Origin of the sequence: Micromonospora sp. WMMD964 (assembly GCF_029581455.1) — a bacterium.
Taxonomy (GTDB): Bacteria; Actinomycetota; Actinomycetes; order Mycobacteriales; family Micromonosporaceae; genus Micromonospora.
Window position 1 is genome coordinate 3254015 of the sequence record NZ_CP120860.1, and the last position, 18149, is coordinate 3272163.

At 70.5% G+C, this 18149-nt stretch carries 13 protein-coding genes; 11 read left to right on the forward strand and 2 right to left on the reverse strand.

All coding sequences use genetic code 11. The features are described 5' to 3' along the window. Nucleotides 1-2: 2 nt before the first annotated feature. A complete protein-coding gene (locus O7616_RS15095; RefSeq protein WP_282307371.1) occupies nt 3-3107 on the reverse strand; it encodes a M14 family metallopeptidase in 3105 nt (1034 codons plus the stop codon). Between the two features lie 219 nt (nt 3108-3326). On the opposite strand from O7616_RS15095, the gene O7616_RS15100 reads away from it, so the two are divergent. The 11 genes from O7616_RS15100 (at nt 3327) to wecB (ending at nt 16114) form a co-directional block, all read left to right on the forward strand. Next, on the forward strand, nt 3327-4730 hold the full coding sequence (locus tag O7616_RS15100) for a hypothetical protein (protein WP_282307372.1): 1404 nt from the start codon (nt 3327-3329) through the stop codon (nt 4728-4730). Nucleotides 4731-4836: 106 nt separating this feature from the next. Continuing rightward, nucleotides 4837-6024 (forward strand): methionine adenosyltransferase, encoded by a 1188-nt coding sequence (gene metK / locus O7616_RS15105; RefSeq protein WP_282307373.1) that lies wholly within the window; start codon nt 4837-4839, stop codon nt 6022-6024. Continuing rightward, nucleotides 6014-7252 carry a glycosyltransferase gene (locus tag O7616_RS15110; protein ID WP_282307374.1) on the forward strand — a complete coding sequence of 413 codons (1239 nt, stop codon included), beginning with the start codon at nt 6014-6016 and terminating at the stop codon, nt 7250-7252. The genes metK and O7616_RS15110 overlap by 11 nt, the downstream gene beginning before the upstream one ends. A gap of 6 nt (nt 7253-7258) precedes the next feature. Then, nucleotides 7259-8371 carry a glycosyltransferase family 4 protein gene (locus O7616_RS15115; protein WP_282307376.1) on the forward strand — a complete coding sequence of 371 codons (1113 nt, stop codon included), beginning with the start codon at nt 7259-7261 and terminating at the stop codon, nt 8369-8371. A gap of 5 nt (nt 8372-8376) precedes the next feature. After that, complete coding sequence (locus O7616_RS15120) at nt 8377-9084, forward strand: class I SAM-dependent methyltransferase (protein ID WP_282307377.1); 708 nt, start codon at nt 8377-8379, stop codon at nt 9082-9084. A 27-nt stretch (nt 9085-9111) separates the two neighbouring features. After that, entirely contained in the window at nt 9112-10182 is a 1071-nt protein-coding gene (locus tag O7616_RS15125; RefSeq protein ID WP_282307378.1) for a hypothetical protein, read from the forward strand. After that, nucleotides 10179-11459, forward strand: coding sequence for an oligosaccharide flippase family protein (locus O7616_RS15130; protein WP_282307380.1), 1281 nt, complete (start codon nt 10179-10181; stop codon nt 11457-11459). The genes O7616_RS15125 and O7616_RS15130 overlap by 4 nt, the downstream gene beginning before the upstream one ends. 137 nt (nt 11460-11596) lie before the next feature. Continuing rightward, nucleotides 11597-12637: a polysaccharide biosynthesis protein gene (locus tag O7616_RS15135; protein WP_282307381.1), complete on the forward strand. Its 1041-nt coding sequence runs from the start codon at nt 11597-11599 to the stop codon at nt 12635-12637. Then, complete coding sequence (locus O7616_RS15140) at nt 12631-13758, forward strand: capsular biosynthesis protein (protein WP_282307382.1); 1128 nt, start codon at nt 12631-12633, stop codon at nt 13756-13758. The genes O7616_RS15135 and O7616_RS15140 overlap by 7 nt, the downstream gene beginning before the upstream one ends. Further along, complete coding sequence (locus O7616_RS15145; RefSeq protein ID WP_282307383.1) at nt 13755-14993, forward strand: glycosyltransferase family 4 protein; 1239 nt, start codon at nt 13755-13757, stop codon at nt 14991-14993. The genes O7616_RS15140 and O7616_RS15145 overlap by 4 nt, the downstream gene beginning before the upstream one ends. Then, on the forward strand, nt 14990-16114 hold the full coding sequence (gene wecB, locus O7616_RS15150; protein ID WP_282307384.1) for a UDP-N-acetylglucosamine 2-epimerase (non-hydrolyzing): 1125 nt from the start codon (nt 14990-14992) through the stop codon (nt 16112-16114). The genes O7616_RS15145 and wecB overlap by 4 nt, the downstream gene beginning before the upstream one ends. Before the next feature lie 60 nt (nt 16115-16174). Here wecB and O7616_RS15155 read toward each other — a convergent pair whose 3' ends face one another. Then, nucleotides 16175-18040, reverse strand: a complete 1866-nt coding sequence (locus O7616_RS15155; RefSeq protein WP_282307385.1) for a nucleoside-diphosphate sugar epimerase/dehydratase — start codon at nt 18038-18040, stop codon at nt 16175-16177. Nucleotides 18041-18149: the final 109 nt, after the last annotated feature.

Consider the following 18149-nt stretch of genomic DNA (forward strand, 5'->3'; position numbering starts at 1 on the left):
CGTCAGGGGCGGGGTTGACCGGTGAGGTGGGTCAACGACCGGGCGACCAGATCATCGCGGGCCGCCGGAGAGAGACCCTCCAACCCGAAGCCCAGGTACACGGTGTCCCCGGTGACCACCACCGAGCCCTCCTCGAACGCCTGCTGGCTGCGCGACCAGTCGTTGGCGTTGCCGCCGGAGCCGGCCGGAGGCCCGGCCACCGTCCAACCGCCCAGATCGGCGGACTCGAACGAGGTCTCCGCCACCGTCGACCCGTCGACCACCACCCGGGTGTCGTCCAGGAAGACGCCGAGGCCCTGGGAGCCCCAGTCCGAGGCGTACGTGATCGACACCTCGACCTGCTTGCCGGCGTACGGGGTCAGGTCGACGACGAACTCCTTCCAGCCGCTCGACGTCCCGGTCGCCGCGTTCCAGCTTCCGGTGCTTCCGGTGGGGGAGCACCCGGCGCCCTGGTAATGGGCGATGAACGGGTGCAACTCGTCCCAACCCGAGGCGCAGCTCTCCCCGGTGACCGAGCTGGTCTTGCCGTTGACGTCCGGCAGGGTGGTCCAGTCGTCGCTGCCCACCTCGTGCGCCTCGACGAAGAGGAAGTCCCAGTTCTGCTCGATCTCGTAGGAGGTGAAGAAGCGCAACTCCCCGCTGGTCGCCCCGCTGAGGTCCACAGTGCGGGTGAGCCGCTTGTACGACTCGTCGGCCTGCCCGCTGTGCAGATACCACTCACCCGTACGCGGGTCGAACGGCGCGCCACCCGGTCGGGTCCAGCCCACCGGCGCGGAGCTGGCGAACTGCGGGAACTCGTCCGGCGGCAGGAAACTCGACGTGGTCAGGAACGACGCGGTGTGCCCCTGGTTCTGCGCCGAGCCGTCCGCGTTGAGCTGCCCCGCGAAACCGGTGAACGCGTCGTCGCGGCCGGCGACCGGGAACGGCTCTCCCTCCGGCGAGGTGCCGCCGTCACTGACGTAGGTGTGCGCCCCCAACCAGTACTGCTGGAAGTCGTTCAGCAGCGGCAGGCAGGTGGGGTCGTCGGCGTCGGTGCACTCCGGCGGCGCGTCCGGGTGGTAGACGTACGAGCCGTTGGCGCCCTGGGCGAACAACGCGTACTGGCCGCTTACCAGGAGCTTGCCACCCTCGTTCAGGTAGTCCCGGACGGCCAGCTCGGTCTCCAGCGCGGCCTTGGCCGCGGTGCCGGCGACCTGGCCGGGGGAGCGCATGATCACATCGTCGCCGGTCTCCCACACCACGGCCGTGTAGTGCGACAGCACCCCGAGCGGGTGTGGCGCCTTGCGGCCCATCGCGTCGAAGTCGTACACGTCGCTGCTGCGCCCGGCGGCGCTCAGCGACGCCGCGACCTCGTCGGCGTACTTCGCGGTGGTGCCGGTCTGCGCCGGGCTGAGACCGGTGACGTCCTCCGCGGCGAGGACCAGCACGTCACCGCCGACGTCGGTGTGCACCCGGTAGGTGAAGTGCTCGCTGGCGACCACCCCGGACCGAGGTTTGTTGCCGGTGAACCAGACCTCCACCCGGTCGCCCGGCTTCGTGCCGCCGACCGTGCCACGCAACTCCGCGTAGTAGTCGTCGTGTGTGCCGCCGTACCGCTCGCCGCCGCGCCACTCGCGGACCGCGACGGTCTTCGGTCGCCCGCCGTTGACCGTGTAGTGCATCTTCACGTTCTTCAGCGCCCGCCTGGTGATCGCGGCGACCTGCTGGGTGCGCCCGTACGACGTGTCGAAGGAGTCCACCACGAAGTCCGGGGTGCTCCGTCCGACCACCGAGACGGGCTCGTCCGGGTCCGCCGCCGACTTGGCCACGGCCAGCGCGAACGGCAGGTTCTTGTTCACCTCGCCGGCGATCAACGTCTCGTCGTCGGGGAAGATGAAGCCGCTGACGCAGTCCTCCGGGCGCCACTCGTCGTCCGGGTCGACCGCCGAGGCGGCCTCACAGGTGGACATCTCCGGGGTGAAGCCCAGCGTGCCGTACCGGACGGTGGCGTGGCTGTCGGTGTCACCGTTGGTGGTGTACAGCTCGGCGGAGATGTCCGGGTCGTAACCGGGCACCGCCGGGTGCGCGTCGTCCCCGGCCATCGCCTTGTAGATCTCGTCATCCGGGGTGGGAGTGCTCACCTGCCAGCCGAGGCCGTAGAGCAGCAGCTCGGCCGCCGAGTGGTAGTTGACGAAGAACTCGAACCCGACCCGCTTGAACAGCTGGTCCAGGGCCTTGGTCTCCGGCTCCGAGTTGGGGCCGGGGCCCCGGTAGGTCTCGCTGTTCGTCTCCGGTGACGATCCCTCGTTGTCGTACCCCCACTTGTAGCTGAAGTTGCGGTTGAGGTCCACGCCGTCGCCGGAGGTGATCTGTCCGTCGCCGTTGTTGTCCCGCAGGTTCTTGCGCCACAGCCGGTTGCCGGGGGTGAAGGTGAAGTCGTAACCGTCCGGGTTGGCCACCGGCAGGAACCACAGCTCGGTCGTGTCCAGGAGTTTCGTGATCTCCTGGTCGGTGCCGTAGCTGTCCAGGACGTGGTGCATCAACCGGCGGGTCATCTCCGGTGTGATCCACTCGCGGGCGTGCTGCGCGCCGGCGTAGAGCACGGCGGGCCGCTTCCCGTCCGCGACGTTCCGCGCGTTCTTGGTGACCTTCACGGCGACGATCGGCTGACCCTGCTGGGTGCGGCCGATCGTCTCCACCTTGGTCAGCTTGGGATAGCGGGCCGCCGTAGCGTTCAGTTCGTCGCGCAGACCGCCCGGCTCACCGTAGGGCCGGAACGCCGTCCAGCCCGCCGCCGCCTGCTCCCGCAGCGCCTGCGACGCGTCCTTGCCGCGCACCTTCTTCACCGACAACGGGACGCCCTGGTCGGTCAGCCGCTTCGCCTGCCGGCGGCTGAGCACCGTCTCGACTGTCGTCTTGCCGGACGAGTCCGTCTTCGCGTCGTGGCCGAGGTCGACCCCCGCCGCGCGCAGCTGGTCCCGCTGTTTCGCGTCGACCGTTCCGACGTAGACCTCCAGGCCGTCGCGGGCGCCCGGTTCGGACGGTGGCTTCGCGCTCGCCGGCGGGGTCAACGCCAGTGCGCCGAGCAGGGTGACCACGCTGGCGATCGCCAGTCGTCTCGGTCTCATCGCGCCTCCTTGGGTGAAGGAACTGTAGGCGCGAGCCTTCTGGTGGGGGGTGATCGCTGTCAATAGGTCGAGAGGTGCGAGGTAGCTGGCCGTGTCGATGCCGCTCCCTCGGGTGACGATCGGGTGGAGGAGGGCCGGGTCGAGGGTGCGGGCACAAACGGCGGGCCGAGAATGTGAATCAGGCATCGAGCGGTAGCTGTTCCGATACGCTCCGCTGCCATGGGGACAATCCACGCACCGGTCAGCCGTCCGGCGTCGCATGCCCGTCCGCCCGCCGACGGGGTGCCCCAGTTCGCGCGGAACCTGGCCGCCGGTACCGCGTGGCTGGTGGCCGGTGCCGCCTGCTTCGTTCTCAACCCGGCCCTGGCGACCGACTGGCACCGCGAGGCCACCATCGCCCTGAGCCTCCTCGCCATCCTCTTCGGCACCTGGGTGTTCTGGCGACACGGCGGCACCCGCATCACGGCGGTCGGGATCTACAACCTCGCCTTCGCGGTCTTCGTCGGGTTCGGCGGCTTCTACCACAGCATCAAGAACGTGGCGACCGACCCCGGCATCCCGCTGTTCACCACCGTCGCCGTCTGCTTCTTCGGCCACGTACTCACCTGGATGCTGTTCTGGGGTGACGGCACGCCGTCCAGAGCCCGGCCCGACGCCGCCCGAGTGGACGCGGGCACCGCGGGGTGGGCGTTCACCCTGGGGCTGTTCCTCCTCGCCGTCGCCGTCATCGCCGCGCTGGTCGACGCCGAGACCGAGTTCACCGCGAAGCCGATCGGCTTCGTCGGCGTCGTGTTACTGGCGGCGGGTCTGCTGCGCGGCCCGCTCGGTCGGTGGAAGGTGCTGTGCGGATCGGTGTGCGCGGTCGCCTTCACCGTCTATTTCTTCTATCTGTTCAACGGATTCGGACGCATCGTCCTCGGGTCCCTCGCGCTGGCCCTGCTCGTCGTTCTGGCGCACGGCGACCGCCGGCGTTACACCAAGGCGATCGTGATCCTCGGCGGAATACCGGCCCTGTCGTTCCTCGCCGCTCTGCGCGCCGGCGGGGCGGCCTCGGATGTGGACAGTGACGGCTTCGGCTCGGCCGTCAGTCCGATGTCGGCGTTCGCCGAACTCTGGCAGATGAACACCATCGGGTTGTTGCCCCGGGGATGGGGCGAGACCTTCTTCGCCGCCGTGGTCGCCCTGGTGCCCCGGGCGTTCTGGCCGGAGAAGCCGGTCGGCTTCGGTTACGAACTGGTGCCTTATCTCGCCCCGGGACTGGCCGGCACCGGCCATTCGGTGGCGGCCCTCTGGTACGGCGAGTGGCTGTTCAATTTCGGTGTCGTCGGCATGGCGGCGATGATTCCGGTAACCGGTCTCGGGGTGTCCGCCATCGACCGGTTCCTGGCTCGTGCATCGGCGCGGCCGTTGACCACGCCCAGGGCGCTCGGCGGGTACGTCGCCGGAGTTCTCCTGGCTGTCGGCCTCTTCGATCTGGTCTGGGTGGGTGGCTTCACCTACATGACCCGTACCGGGCCCCGCTTGGTGGTACTGGCCATGTTGGTAATCGCGACGGCGTGGCTCGCCCGTCGTCCCACCGAGCCGGAATCGATGTTCGAGGCGATCGCCCGCCACCGCCGGTGACGCGCCGACATCGACCGCCCGACCAAGTAACTGATCGTACGGGAACTCGTTTGTTCCATTGCGCCAACGCTAGCCGTAATGCACATTCTTACCCAGGAGAGTAATTGTGTCAGGCCGCCTTTTCACGTCCGAGTCAGTCACTGAGGGGCATCCTGACAAGGTCGCTGACCAGATCAGCGACGGCATCCTGGACGCGTTGCTCACCATCGACCCTCGTAGTCGGGTCGCCGTGGAAACTCTTCTCACCACCGGCCAGGTGCACGTCGCCGGCGAAGTGGCGACGACGGCGCAGGTGGACATCCCGGAGATCGTTCGCAGGCTGATCGTCGATATCGGATACGACTCCTCGGCGAAGGGATTCGACGGCGCCTCCTGTGGGGTCAGCGTCTCCATCGGTAAGCAGTCCCCGGACATCGCCCAGGGCGTCGACAGCGCGATCGAGGTGCGGTCCGGTTCGTCCAGCGCGTTGGACACCCAGGGTGCCGGTGACCAGGGCATGATGTTCGGCTTCGCCTGCTCGGAGACCCCCGAGTTGATGCCGCTGCCGATCGCACTCGCGCATCGACTGGCACGCCGACTCGCCGCCGTACGCAAGAACGGCGCCATCCCCTACCTTCGTCCCGACGGCAAGACGCAGGTCACCGTCGAGTACGAGGGAATGCGTCCGGTCCGCCTGCACACGGTGGTCGTCTCCACCCAGCACGCCCCGAACATCGCGTTGGACTCGCTGCTCACGCCGGACATCCGGGAACAGGTCATCGCCCCGGAACTCGAGGGTCTCGACCTGGACACGGACGGATACCGGCTGCTGGTCAACCCGACCGGCCGGTTCGAGGTCGGCGGTCCGATGGGCGATGCCGGTCTCACCGGGCGAAAGATCATCGTCGACACCTACGGCGGGTACGCCCGGCACGGCGGTGGCGCGTTCTCCGGGAAGGACCCGTCCAAGGTGGACCGGTCCGCGGCCTACGCCATGCGGTGGGTGGCCAAGAACGTGGTGGCCGCGGGTCTGGCCGAGCGCTGCGAGGTGCAGGTCGCGTACGCCATCGGCAAGGCCCACCCCGTCAGCCTCTCGGTGGAGACCTTCGGCACGGAGAACGTGCCCGTGTCGACGATCACCAGGAGCATCACCGAGGTCTTCGACCTGCGGCCGGCGGCCATCGTCCGTGACCTGGACCTGCTCCGCCCGATCTACCGGCAGACCGCGGCGTACGGACACTTCGGCCGTGAGCTGGCGGACTTCACCTGGGAAGATGCCGGCCGTGCGATCGCCCTCAAGTCCAGTGCCCTCTGAGCACGGCTACCGGGTGCTGGCCACGTCGGCGTACTTCGAACCGGGTTATCGTGCCGGCGGTCCGGTGCGATCCATGGTCTGCATGGTCGACGGGGTGCCGTCGGACGTGCGCCTGACACTGGTCACCAATGATCGTGATCTCGGTTGCCGGACGCCGTATCCGGGCCTGTCCGGACGGTGGGCCACCCGGTCCCGGTCCCGGGTCTTCTATCTGAACCGCCGGAGCCCACGGCACTGGTGGCGGATCTGGCGGGCTCAGCGGTCGGCCGGCCCGTTCGACCTCCTCTACGTCAACAGCGTCTGGCAGCCGACCTTCTCGTTGCTGCCGGTGTTGGCGACCATCCTGGGGCTGATCTCCGCGAAGCGGATCCTCATCGCACCGCGCGGAGAGTTCTCGCCGGGGGCGCTCGACATCCGGTCGCACAAGAAGCGGCTGTTCCTGGCCCTCTGGCGTCGGCTCCTCAGCCGGCGGGACGTCATCTGGCACGCGACGAACGATCGCGAGGTCACGCACATCCGCGCCCTCGTGCCCGGCGCGCGGATCGTGTTACGGGAGAACCAGACGCTGCTACCGGTGGACCCCGCACCGCCGGTGGAGCACGACGACGATCACCTACGACTCGTCTTCCTCAGCCGCATCACGCCGATGAAGAATCTCGATCTGGTGCTGCGGGCCCTGACGACTGTCAGCCGGCCGCTGAGTCTCGACATCCACGGGCCGGTGGACGACCAGTCGTACTGGCGGGAGTGCCAACGGCTGTGTGACGAGCTCCCCGCCACCGTGACGGTCCGGTACCGCGGTCCGGTGCCTCCGACGGAGGTCCGCGCCACCTTCACGCGCTACGACGCCTTCGTGCTGCCCACCCGCGGGGAGAACTTCGGCCACGTCATCGCCGAGAGCCTGTCCGCCTCGTGCCCGGTGGTCTGCTCGGCGGAGACACCGTGGACCGACGTCCTCGACGGGGGCGGCGGTGTCGTCCTCCCTGCGCTGTCCCCCACGGAGCTGAGCCGGGTCGTCGAGCGCATGGCGGCCGACGGCGTCGCCGAGCGGTACGCGAGGCGGGTCGCGGCCGGCGAGGCGTACCGCGCCTGGCGGGCCCGGCAGGCCACGCACAGTGTGATCGATCTCGTCCGCACCGACACGTTCGCCGACGTGGCCGGTCCGCCGTCGCAGGGGGGCGCCGTCCGCGTACCGAGCGGCAGGACCGCCGTCCGGGAGAGGGGCTGACGCGTCGTGGCGGAGGTGCTCTTCCTCGTCGAGGTGCCCACCCCGTACCGGAATCCGGTGCTCGACCACCTGCACCTCGCGGGTCTCGATGTGCACGCTCTCTATCACCGGGACGACGCTGGTCGTGGCTGGGGTGCGGCCGTGCCGGCCCATCCGCACGAGGTGGTCGTCGGCGGGGCGGTGTCGAGATGCGTGACACTGGTGCGCGCCGCGCTCCGCCCCGACCTGAAGGTCGTCTGCTGCTTCGGGTACGCCCGGCTCGCGAACGTCCTCGCCGTGCTCACCGCCCGGCTGCGCGGCGCCCGGGTGGTGCTCCGGTCCGACAGCAACTGGCTCGACGAGCGCCGACGGCCCGCCGCGCGGCGATGGGGGAAGCGGCTGCTGCTGCGGGCGATCCTCGGGCGGCGGGCCCGGGTGTGGACCGTCGGCGCGCAGAACGACAGGTACTGGGCGGAGTACGGCTTCGGCAACCGGCACCTGATCCCGTTCGGTCTGCCCAGGCCGCCCGTCGCGAGCCCGGAGCAGGGCGTGGCGCTGCGGACCCGACACGCCCTCGGCGACGGGCTCGTCATCCTGTTCGTGGGGCGACTCGCGCCGGCCAAGGGACTGGACACCCTGCTGTCCGCCTTCGCCGCGTTCGACGATCCCGCCGCACGGCTGGTGATCGTGGGGCAGGGGCCGCAACGGGCCCTGGTCGACCGCGCCGCTGCCGCCGATCCGCGGATCCGCGTCCTGGGCGCGCTGCCGCAGGACGAACTCGGTCCCGTCTTCGCGGCGGCCGACCTCTTCGTCCTGCCGTCGCGTTACGAGCCGTGGGGTCTCGTCGTCGCGGAGGCGCAGGCCAACGGCGTACGGGTCGCGGTCAGCGACGTCGTCGGATGTCACGCCGATCGCGTCACCACGGACAACGGTTGGGTGTTCCCCACCGACGACGCCGACCGCCTCGCTGCTGTGTTCGTCGAGGCACGCGACCTGCGCAGCCTGGGCCGGCTCCGCGTACCGGCGACCCCGGCCTTCAACGCCGGCCCCGCCATGGCCGCCGAGCTCGTGGCGATGGGTGCCCGGGTGACATCGAGAGAGGCACGTCCGGTGCCGGAGCACGAGAACGAGAGGTGTTGAGTTCGATGAGACGTCCGTCGGTGCTGGACAGGGTTCGCGCGCGTGTCCCCGGCGTACCACGCAGCGGGCGGGAGGTGCTCACCTCGCTGCAGGTGCTGTCGACGCTGCGGTCGAAGGGTTGGCACCGGTCGGTCTCGGGCGGGGCGCCGAGCGGCTCGGACGGCGGTCCGCGGCCCTGGTTGACCTACGCGGCGATGCACTGGCTCGCCACGCACGTCGGAGCCGATCGCCGCGTGTTCGAGTACGGTGCCGGCTCGTCGACCGCCTGGTTCGCCGACGCGCTGGGGGTGCGGGAGATCGTGGCCGTCGAACACGACGCCGACTGGTTCCGCCGCGTCCCACAACCCCGCCACGGTCGGGTCATGCACGTGCCCTGCGACGGGACCTGGTGGGAGGCGGACGGGGCCGCGCCCTACGTACGGGCCGTCGAGGAGGGCGCGCCCTGGGACGTGATCATCATCGACGGGATGGCGCGGACGACCTGCGCCCGCCTGGCCCAGGAGTACCTGACGCCCTCGGGGCTGGTGGTGCTCGACGACACCGACCGACCGACCACACGTCCCGCCGACGACGCGCTCACCGCGCAGGGTTTCGGCCGGCTGGACTTCTGGGGCTTCAAGCCCGGGTTGGGTGTCGACGCCTGCACCACGGTGTTCAGCCGCGACTTCAACGCGTGGATGGTGCCGGCGACGGACGCCGTCCGCCAGTGCTGACCGTTCGGGTGGAAGGAGGCACCGGGAATGGCTGAACGGGTACTGATCGTGTCGCAGGATCACGAGGGGCACCGGTTGATGTACGTCCGCCTCCTGGCGGCCGCTGCCCTGGCCCGCGGCGACAGCGTGGTGCTCGCCCTCACCCCGTCCGGCCTTCGGTCCACCGAGCATCGGCTGCATCTCGCCGAGGTGGCCGACCGCTGTCGACAGGTGACGCTGGCGGATCCGTCACTGACCGTCAGCGGTGTACGTCGGGAGGCGATGCAGCACGGCTGCACCCGGATCCTGGTTCCCGACGGCGACCGGTTCGCGATCCGGCTCGGGGTGCGGGGCTGGCCGCCGGGCCCGCCGGTCGTCGTGCTGGTCACCCAGGATCCCCGCTGGAACACCGACAACCGGCCGTCGGTACGGGCCCGGTTGGCGACGAAGGATCTCATCCTGCGGCGCACCGAACGGCTCCCCGGGGTCCGGCTGCTGTACCTGTCGGACCACTCGGTGGCGGGCCGACAGGCCCGCCGGGCCGTCGCGCCCGACCCGGTGTTCTTCGACGCGGAGGACCAGGACCCGACCGCCCTGCGCGGCGTGCTCGGCGTCCCCGAGGACCGGTTCGTCTTCCTCGTGGCGGGTAAGGTGTCGGCCCGCAAGAACCTGCCCCTGGTGCTGCGCTGCCTGCTGCGACTGGCGGACCGGCCGGTGGCGCTGTTCGTGTGTGGGCAGCTCGATCCGTCGGTGCGCGCGGAGGTGCAACCGCTGCTCGGCAGGGCCCGGGCCGCGGGGCTGCCGGTGATCCTGGACGACCGGGTGCAGACCGATCACGCCATCAACTGGGCGGTGCAGGCGAGCGACTGTGTCATGGTGGCGTACTCCAGCGATCAGCCCAATTCGATGATGGTCAAGGGCATCCGAGCCGGGCGGCAGGTGGTCGTCGCGGGATCCGACCGGTTGGTGGCCTGGGCTGAGCCTCTCGGGCTGAGCCTCTGCGGACCACTGACCGAGGAGTCTGTGACCGGGCTGATGGAGAAGGCGATCGCCACGCCCGCGCCCGCTCCCCGGGTTGATCTGGGCAGCGACGCGTTCGTCGAGGCTTTCCTGTCGTGATCGGTCGTGGCGGCCTCGCGGCGCAGACCGTGATCCTGGTCGTCGCGGGAGCCGCCTCCCAGGCGCTGTACGCGGTTCTCGTCGCCCTGGTGGCGAGTCGGGCGGGACCGGCAGCGTTCGGCCTGGCGGCCGGGGCGATGGGTGTCGGTGGGATGTTGGTCGGAGTGGTGGACTTCGGCTTCAACGCCTTCTCCGTGCGGGAGCTGGCCGCCGGTCGGATCACCGAGGAGAGCTACTGGAACCGGCTGCGGGTGCTGTTCGCCGTGGCCGTCGTCGGCGCACTCGTCATCGCGGCGGCGGCACTGGCGACCCCGTGGCCGGGCCTCGGCTTGGTGGTCGGCCTGGTCCTGCTCAGCCGGACGGCGATCAACGGCGTGGTGGTGCCGCTGCGGGCTGCCCGTCGGGTGGTGAAGGTCGCGACGGTCCTCCTGCTGGAGCGCCTGGTGGCGCTCGTCCTGGCGGTCGTGCTCCTGACGACCACCGCGGTCGGCGCGCTGCCGACGCTGTGGTGGTCACTGGTCGGCGGTGCGTTCGCCGCCATCGCGGCCGGCATCCTGCTCGGCGGTCCGCCCCGACCTCGCTGGGTGCCCACCGGCCTGACCGCACCCTGGCGGGCGACGGCGGGGTACGGCAGGTTCTCGTTGGCCGTCAGCGCCACCTCGCTGGATGTCACGTTGCTCGCGGCGACCGGTGGCAGCGCGCAGGCGGGCATCTACAGCGCGGTGTCCCGGTGGACCCAACCCGTCCAGTTCTTCGCCCAGGCGTACTCGTCCGCAGCGGCACCGGCCATCGCGCAGGCGTCCTCCTCCCGGGTCGCGTTGCGGGCGGTACGCAGATCCCTCTGGCTGCTCTGCGGAGCGGTCGTCACCTGTGCCGTTCTCGTCCTGCTCGCACCCACCGCGGTCGCCCTGGTGCTCGGTGACACCTACCGGCAGTCCGCCGACGTGTTGGTGGTGCTGTCGATCGGTGCCGCGGTGGTGGTGGTGAACCAGCCGCTCGCGACGTTCCTCCAGGCCCGGGGTCACGAGAACGTGGTGGGGATCTGCACGGTCGGCACGGTGTCGCTGCAGTTGGTCGGGGTCTGTGTGACAGCCGGCCCGTTCGGCGCACAGGGTGCCGCCTGGTCGTACGGGGTGGGTCAACTCGCGCTGACCGTCCTGCTCGGCGCGTACGCGGCGCTGCTGGTCCGGCGGCATCGGCGCAACGGCGCCGACGCGTCCACCCCGGGCGTGCGTGAGCCCGTGCTGGCCGCGGATGCTCGGGGCGCCGGCACCTGACCCCGCCTGGTGTGTCGACATTAGCCCCTTTGATGACGTTTCAAAGCATCCTGCTCGCTCGTTGGGCCGAGTGCGGCCATTGACGCCGCCGGCAGCGGCCGGCTGGACGCGAGCCACCAGTAACGAACGGAGCGGCAGTGACTTTTTTGACCACTGGACGGCGGGTCCTGATCACCGGCGGAACGGGTTCGTTCGGCCGGACCATGGTCCGCCGACTTCTCGATCGGGACGTCGCTGAGATCAGGGTGTTCAGCCGGGACGAGGCCAAGCAGGACGAGATGCGCCGACTCCTCGGCGACGAACGGGTCCGTTACCACGTCGGGGACGTGCGGGACTACGACTCGGTGCTGCGGGCCAGCCGCGGCATCGACCACGTGTTCCACGCGGCCGCCCTCAAGCAGGTGCCCTCGTGCGAGTTCTTCCCGCTCGAGGCGGTGCGGACGAACATCCTCGGCAGCGCGAACGTCGTCGAGGCAGCCGAGCGCAACGGTGTCGGCTCGGTGGTGGTGCTGAGCACGGACAAGGCCGTCTACCCGGTCAACGCGATGGGCATGAGCAAGGCGATGATGGAGAAGGTCGCGCAGGCGCACGCCCGCAACAACCCGAACAGCGTCACCACCGTCTCCTGCGTCCGGTACGGCAACGTCATGTATTCGCGTGGCTCGGTGATCCCGCTGTTCATCGAGCAGATCAAGGCCGGGCGGGCGCCGACCGTCACCGACCCGACGATGACCCGCTTCCTGATGTCCCTCGACGAGTCCGTCGAGCTGGTGGAGCATGCCTTCCAGCACGCCCGCCCGGGTGACATCTTCATTCGCAAGGCGGCCGCCTGCACCATCGGTGACCTGGCCGAAGCCGTCTGCGAACTGTTCAACGTGCCGGCGAAGCTGGACGTCATCGGCGTCCGGCACGGCGAGAAGCTCGACGAGACGTTGGCCAGCCGCGAGGAGCTGACGCAGGCGGAGGACTTCGGCGAGTTCCTCCGGGTGCCGCTGGACGCCCGCGACCTGAACTACGCACTCTACGTCTCCGAGGGTGAGCTGGACGGGGCGCCCGTCGAGGACTTCAACTCGTCCAATGCGCCACGGATGGGCGTACCGCAGATCATCGAGCTGCTGAAGCGGCTGCCCGAGGTCCGCGCGGAGCTGGCCCTGCGGGACCCGGTGCTGGCGTGCTGAAGCTGGCGTTGACCGGCGGCGGTGGATTCCTCGGTTGGCACGTGCGGGTGCTCCTGCGGGCGCTCGGCTGGCCGGAGCCGGTGATCATCACGCGTGCGGACCTGGCCGACCCTCGTGTCGTCGGCGGCAAGGTCAGCGGTGTCGACCGGGTGCTGCACCTGGCCGGCGTGAACCGCGGCGATCCGACGGAGGTCGCCGAAGGCAACCGCCGCCTCGCCGCGCACCTCGCCGCCGGCCTGCGGGTCGCCGCGGACCCGCCGGCCTGCGTCGTGTACGCGAACTCGGTGCAGGCCGGCAACGGCACCCCGTACGGCGACGCCAAGGCGGACGCCGCGCGGATCCTCGCCGACACCCGCCTGCCGCTGGACGACGTGCTGCTGTCCAACCTCTACGGCGAGCACGGCCGCCCGCACTACAACTCAGCGGTGGCGACGTTCTGCCGCCTGCTCGCCGAGGGTGGGCAGCCGGAGGTCCACACCGATCGTGAGATCGACCTGGTACACGTGACCGACGCCGCGGCCCGGCTCGTCGGCGTGCCGGCGGGTGGTTCCTGGGATCCGGCCATGCCCGCCTTCCGGCTGGGCGTCCGTGAGCTCGCCGAGCGTCTGGCCGGGCTGGCCGCCGCCTACCGCACCGGCGAGATCCCGGTCCTGACCGACCGGCACCTCGTGCGGTTGTTCAACACCTACCGTTCGCACTGTTTCCCGACGCACTACCCGCTGGCACTTCCCCGCCGCGCCGACGTTCGCGGCGAGCTGGTGGAGACGGTCAAGGTGCACGGTGGCGCCGGGCAGACGTTCAGCTCCACCAGCCACCCGGGCGTGACCCGGGGCGAGCACTTCCACCTGGCGAAGGTGGAGCGGTTCGTCGTGTTGCGTGGCACCGCGGAGATCAGCTTGCGGCGGGTCGGTGACACCGACGTGGTGCGCTTTCCGGTCTCCGGGAGCGAGCCGGTCGCCGTCGACATGCCCACCATGTGGGTGCACAAGCTGGTCAACACCGGTGACGACGAACTGGTCACCCTGTTCTGGACCAACGAGTTGTTCGACCCGGCGCGTCCGGACACCTGGCCGGAACCGGTGGAGACGCGCATTCCGAAGCCCGCGGTGGTCGCCGCGTGAGGGTCGGCCTGGTCAGCCAGTGGTATCCGCCGGAGGGTGTGTTCATCCCGGGCAACCTGGCGCAGCACCTGGCCGCGCGCGGCCACCACGTCCGGGTGCTCACCACCTACCCGAGCTACCCGCACGGGCGGCTCTACCCGGGCTGGCGGCAACGCTGGCGGCATGTCGAGATGCAGGGGGCCGTGGCGGTGCGACGGGTTCCCGCGTACCCGAGCCACGACACGTCGGCGCTACGCCGGGCGGCCAGCCACCTCACGTTCGGTCTGAGCAGCGCGCTCGCCGGCCCGAACTGGCTCGGTGGCGTCGACGTCACGTACGTCTACCACCCGCCGCCCACGGCGGTCGCCGCCGCCGCGCTCGTCCGGGCCGCCCGGCGTACGCCGATCGTCCTGCACGTGCAGGACATGTGGCCTGACTCGGTCCTGCACTCCGGGATGACGCCGACCGGTCTGGCCGGAAGAGCGGTGGCGGGCGGTGTGGACGTCCTCATGCGCACGGCGTACCGGTTGGCGGCCGCGATCGTGGTGATCTCACCGGCGATGGCAGCCCTCGTGGTGGAACGCGGCGCCGATCCGAGCCGGGTGCGGGTGGTGTGGAACTGGACCGACGACGATTTGTTCCGGCCCGTGGCACCGACGGACGCGGCCCGCGCGACGCTCGGACGGCGCGACCGGTGCACGGTGATGTTCACCGGCAACCTCGGTCTGCTCCAGGGCGTCGACACGGCGATCCGCGCGGCGGCCGCCGTCCGGGACCGCGTGGACCTGGTGCTGGTCGGGTCGGGCGCCTACGAGGACGAGGCCCGCCGGCTCGCCACCGACCTGAACGCGGACAACGTCCGTTTCGTCGGTCGCCGCCCGCCGACGGAGATGGCCGACCTGTACGCGGCGGCCGACTGGCAGCTGGTGTGCCTGCGGGATCTGCCGGCGCTCCGCGGCACCGTCCCGTCGAAGCTGCAGGCCGCCTTCGCCTGCGGCGCTCCGGTGATCGCCGCCCTGGGCGGGGACGCGGCCGCGCTCGTGGAGTCGACCGGAGCCGGCCTGGTGTGCGCACCGGGGGACTGGGCGGTGCTCGCGGATCGCCTGCGGCAGGCGGCCGACACGGCCGCGGCCGACCGCGTCGCCATGGGGCAGCGGGCCCGCCGGGCCTACCAGGAGCGCATGTGCGTGCGGGTCGGCGTCGACCAGTTCGAGGACATTCTGACGAAGGTGGCAGCAGGGAAAGGACGGCCATGACCCGTGTGATGACGCTGGTCGGTACCCGGCCGGAGATCATCCGGCTCTCGCGCGTGATGGCGAGGCTGGACGACGTGGTGGAGCACGTGTTGGTCCACACCGGCCAGAACTGGGACAGCTCGTTGTCCGAGATCTTCTTCAAGGAGTTGCGGATCCGGGAACCGGACCGGTTCCTGCGGGTGGACACCTCGACGCTGGGTCGGGTGCTCGGTGGCGTACTGGTCGGTGTGGAGGAGGCCATCGCCGAGGTGCGGCCGGACGCGCTGCTCGTGCTCGGCGACACCAACAGCTGCATCGGCGCGCTGATGGCCCGCCGGCTGCGGGTGCCGGTCTACCACATGGAGGCCGGCAACCGCTGTTTCGACCTGAACGTCCCGGAGGAGACGAACCGACGTCTGGTGGACCACGTCGCCGACTTCAATCTCGTCTACACCGAGCACGCCCGGCGCAACCTGCTGGCCGAAGGGCTGCACCCGCGCCGGATCCTGCACACCGGTTCCCCCATGCGCGAGGTGCTCGAGCACTACCGGACGGACATCGAGGCGTCGACGATCCTGCGTCAGCTGGAGCTGACGCCGGGCCGGTACTTCCTGGTCAGCGCACACCGCGAGGAGAACGTGGACAGCCCGGACCGGTTGGCCCGGTTGCTGGAATGCCTGCGCGCGGTTCGCGACCGCTGGCAGTTCCCGGTGCTCGTGTCCACCCACCCCCGGACCCGCAAGCGGCTGGAGTCGTTGGCGCCCGGCGCGGAGGCGCTGGACGGGATCGCCTTCCACGAGCCGTTCGGCCTGCTCGACTACGTGCACCTGCAGACGAAGGCATTCTGCACGCTGTCAGACAGCGGCACGATCAGCGAGGAGTCGGCGATCCTCAACTTCGCCGCGGTGACGCTGCGGGAGTCGATCGAACGCCCGGAGGCGTTGGACGCCGGCGGCATCATCATGACCGGTCTCGACCCGCACGGCGTGGTGGAGGCGATCCGGGTGACCGTCGACCAGGTCCGCGCCGAGGGGGTGCCCTGCCCGGTCGACTACCAGGTTCGGGACACCTCCCGCCGGGTGGTCGACTTCATCCTCTCCACCGTCCGCCGGCACCACGACTGGGCCGGCATCCGCCGCTGAGCGGAGCGACGGCAGCGGGCCCGGCGACCACGGTCGCCGGGCCCGCTGAGTTCGTGGGCCCTAACGGGCCAGCGGCACGTGGATCGTTCCCGGCCTGGTGCTCGCCGGTGTGCACAGCGCCGCCAGGTGGGCGATCAGCTTCTCCGCGTCGTCGTACGGGTCGAGTCCGCCCACGTCGAGCGGGTCGAGCGCCGGCACTGTGACGTGTGAGATGAGCGGGTGCAGCGGACGGTCGTCGACCTCGCCGGTGCCGAGCAGGTCCTCGTGGAGCTTCTCGCCGGGACGCAGCCCGGTGTAGACGATCGGCACCCGGCTGTCGGCCTGCTCGGCCATCTGCTTCGCCAGGTCGGCGATGCGTACCGGCGCGCCCATGTCCAGCACGAGGGCCTCTCCGTCCCGGCCGATCTCGGCGGCCTGGAGCACCAGCCGTACCGCCTCCTCCAGCGTCATCAGATAGCGGGTGACGTCCGGATGGGTCACCGTCAACGGATTGCCCGCCTCGATCTGGCGTTGGAAGGCGGTGATCACCGAGCCACGGCTGCTGAGCACGTTGCCGAAGCGGACACTGAGGAACGTGCCGGGAAACCGGCGCGCGGCGTGCGCGGTGAGCCGTTCGGTGATGCGCTTGGAATAGCCGAGCACGCTGATCGGGTCGGCGGCCTTGTCGGTGCTGATGTTGACGAACTTGGCGACGTCGCGGCAGGCGTCCAGCACCGAGAGGGTGCCCCACACGTTCGTCATCACCGCTTCGCCGGGGTTGCGTTGCAGGAGCGTGAGGTGCTTCAGCGCCGCGGCGTGGAAGATGACGTCCGGCCGTCGTTCCCGGATGATGCGCCGGACACGCTCGTCGTCGCGCAGGTCGGCGAGGATCAGCTCGGGGCCGTCGAGCATGGCCCGCCCGTTCAGCGACATCTGCAGGGCGTGTAGGGCGGACTCGTCGCGGTCGAGCATCATCAGCTCGCCGGGGTCGGCCTTCAGGACCTGACGGCACAGTTCCGAACCGATCGAGCCACCGGCGCCGGTGACCAGCACCCGCAGACCGGCGAGGCCGTCCCCGCTCAGCGGCAGGTCGCCGACCACCTGCCGACGCCCCAGCAGGTCACTGATCTGCACGTCCCGTACGTCGGTGACGGTGATGCGATGGTCGACCAGCTCGCGGACCGGGGGCAGCACCTTGAAGGCGGCGCCGGTCTGCAGGGTGGCCTCGCGGATCTGGCGGATCAGCGCGGCGTCGGCGCTGGCCACGGAGAAGATGACAGTGGTGGCGCCGGTGCGGCGGACCGCTTCGGCGAGGTCCGCCCGGCCGCCCAGCACGCGGACGCCGCCGAAGCGCAGGTTGCGCTTGTCGGGGTCGTCGTCCAGCGCGCCGACCGGCAGGTACCGGCCGCGTGGGTCGCCGAGCATCGCGCGCAGTAGCCCCTGACCGGCGTCGCCGAGGCCGAACAGCAGCACCGGCGTGGCGGAGCGCACGTCGGGCCGCATCGCGAGGTCGTGCCGGTGCCGGTACGCGGAGCGGGCGGCGAGCATCAACAGCAGCGTCAGCGAGCCGCCGATCAGTGGGGTGCTGGCCGGCACCGGTCGGTCGGCCGACGGCAGCAGCCCGATCAGGAGGACGGCGATGGGGGTGGCGACGTTCCCGGCGAGCCCGCGCACCTCCTGGAGGCTGCCGAGTGGGTGCCGGCCCGAGTGGAGCCGGCGCACCGCGGCGACAGCCACGTACATCAGCGCGGCGATGCCGCCGACGCCTGCGGCGCGGCTCAGCTGTCCGGCCGGCGGGTGGAACTCGTAGCGGGTCCAGACGGCGGCGACGAAGCCGCCCACCCAGGCCGCGGTGTCGGTGGCGAGGAAACCCAGGGCGCGGCGGCGCGCCCGGGCCCGACGGACCCGTTGTTCGGCAGGCTCGGTCCTATCGGTGTCTTGCGGCATGTCTGCTCCCGTCTCCGACCGATTAGCACCCTTAAGCAGGGGTTTAAGACGCTTCATCCTTTTTACACTTTTATCGAATGATTCGTGGAGTAACTGGGCTGGTGACGGA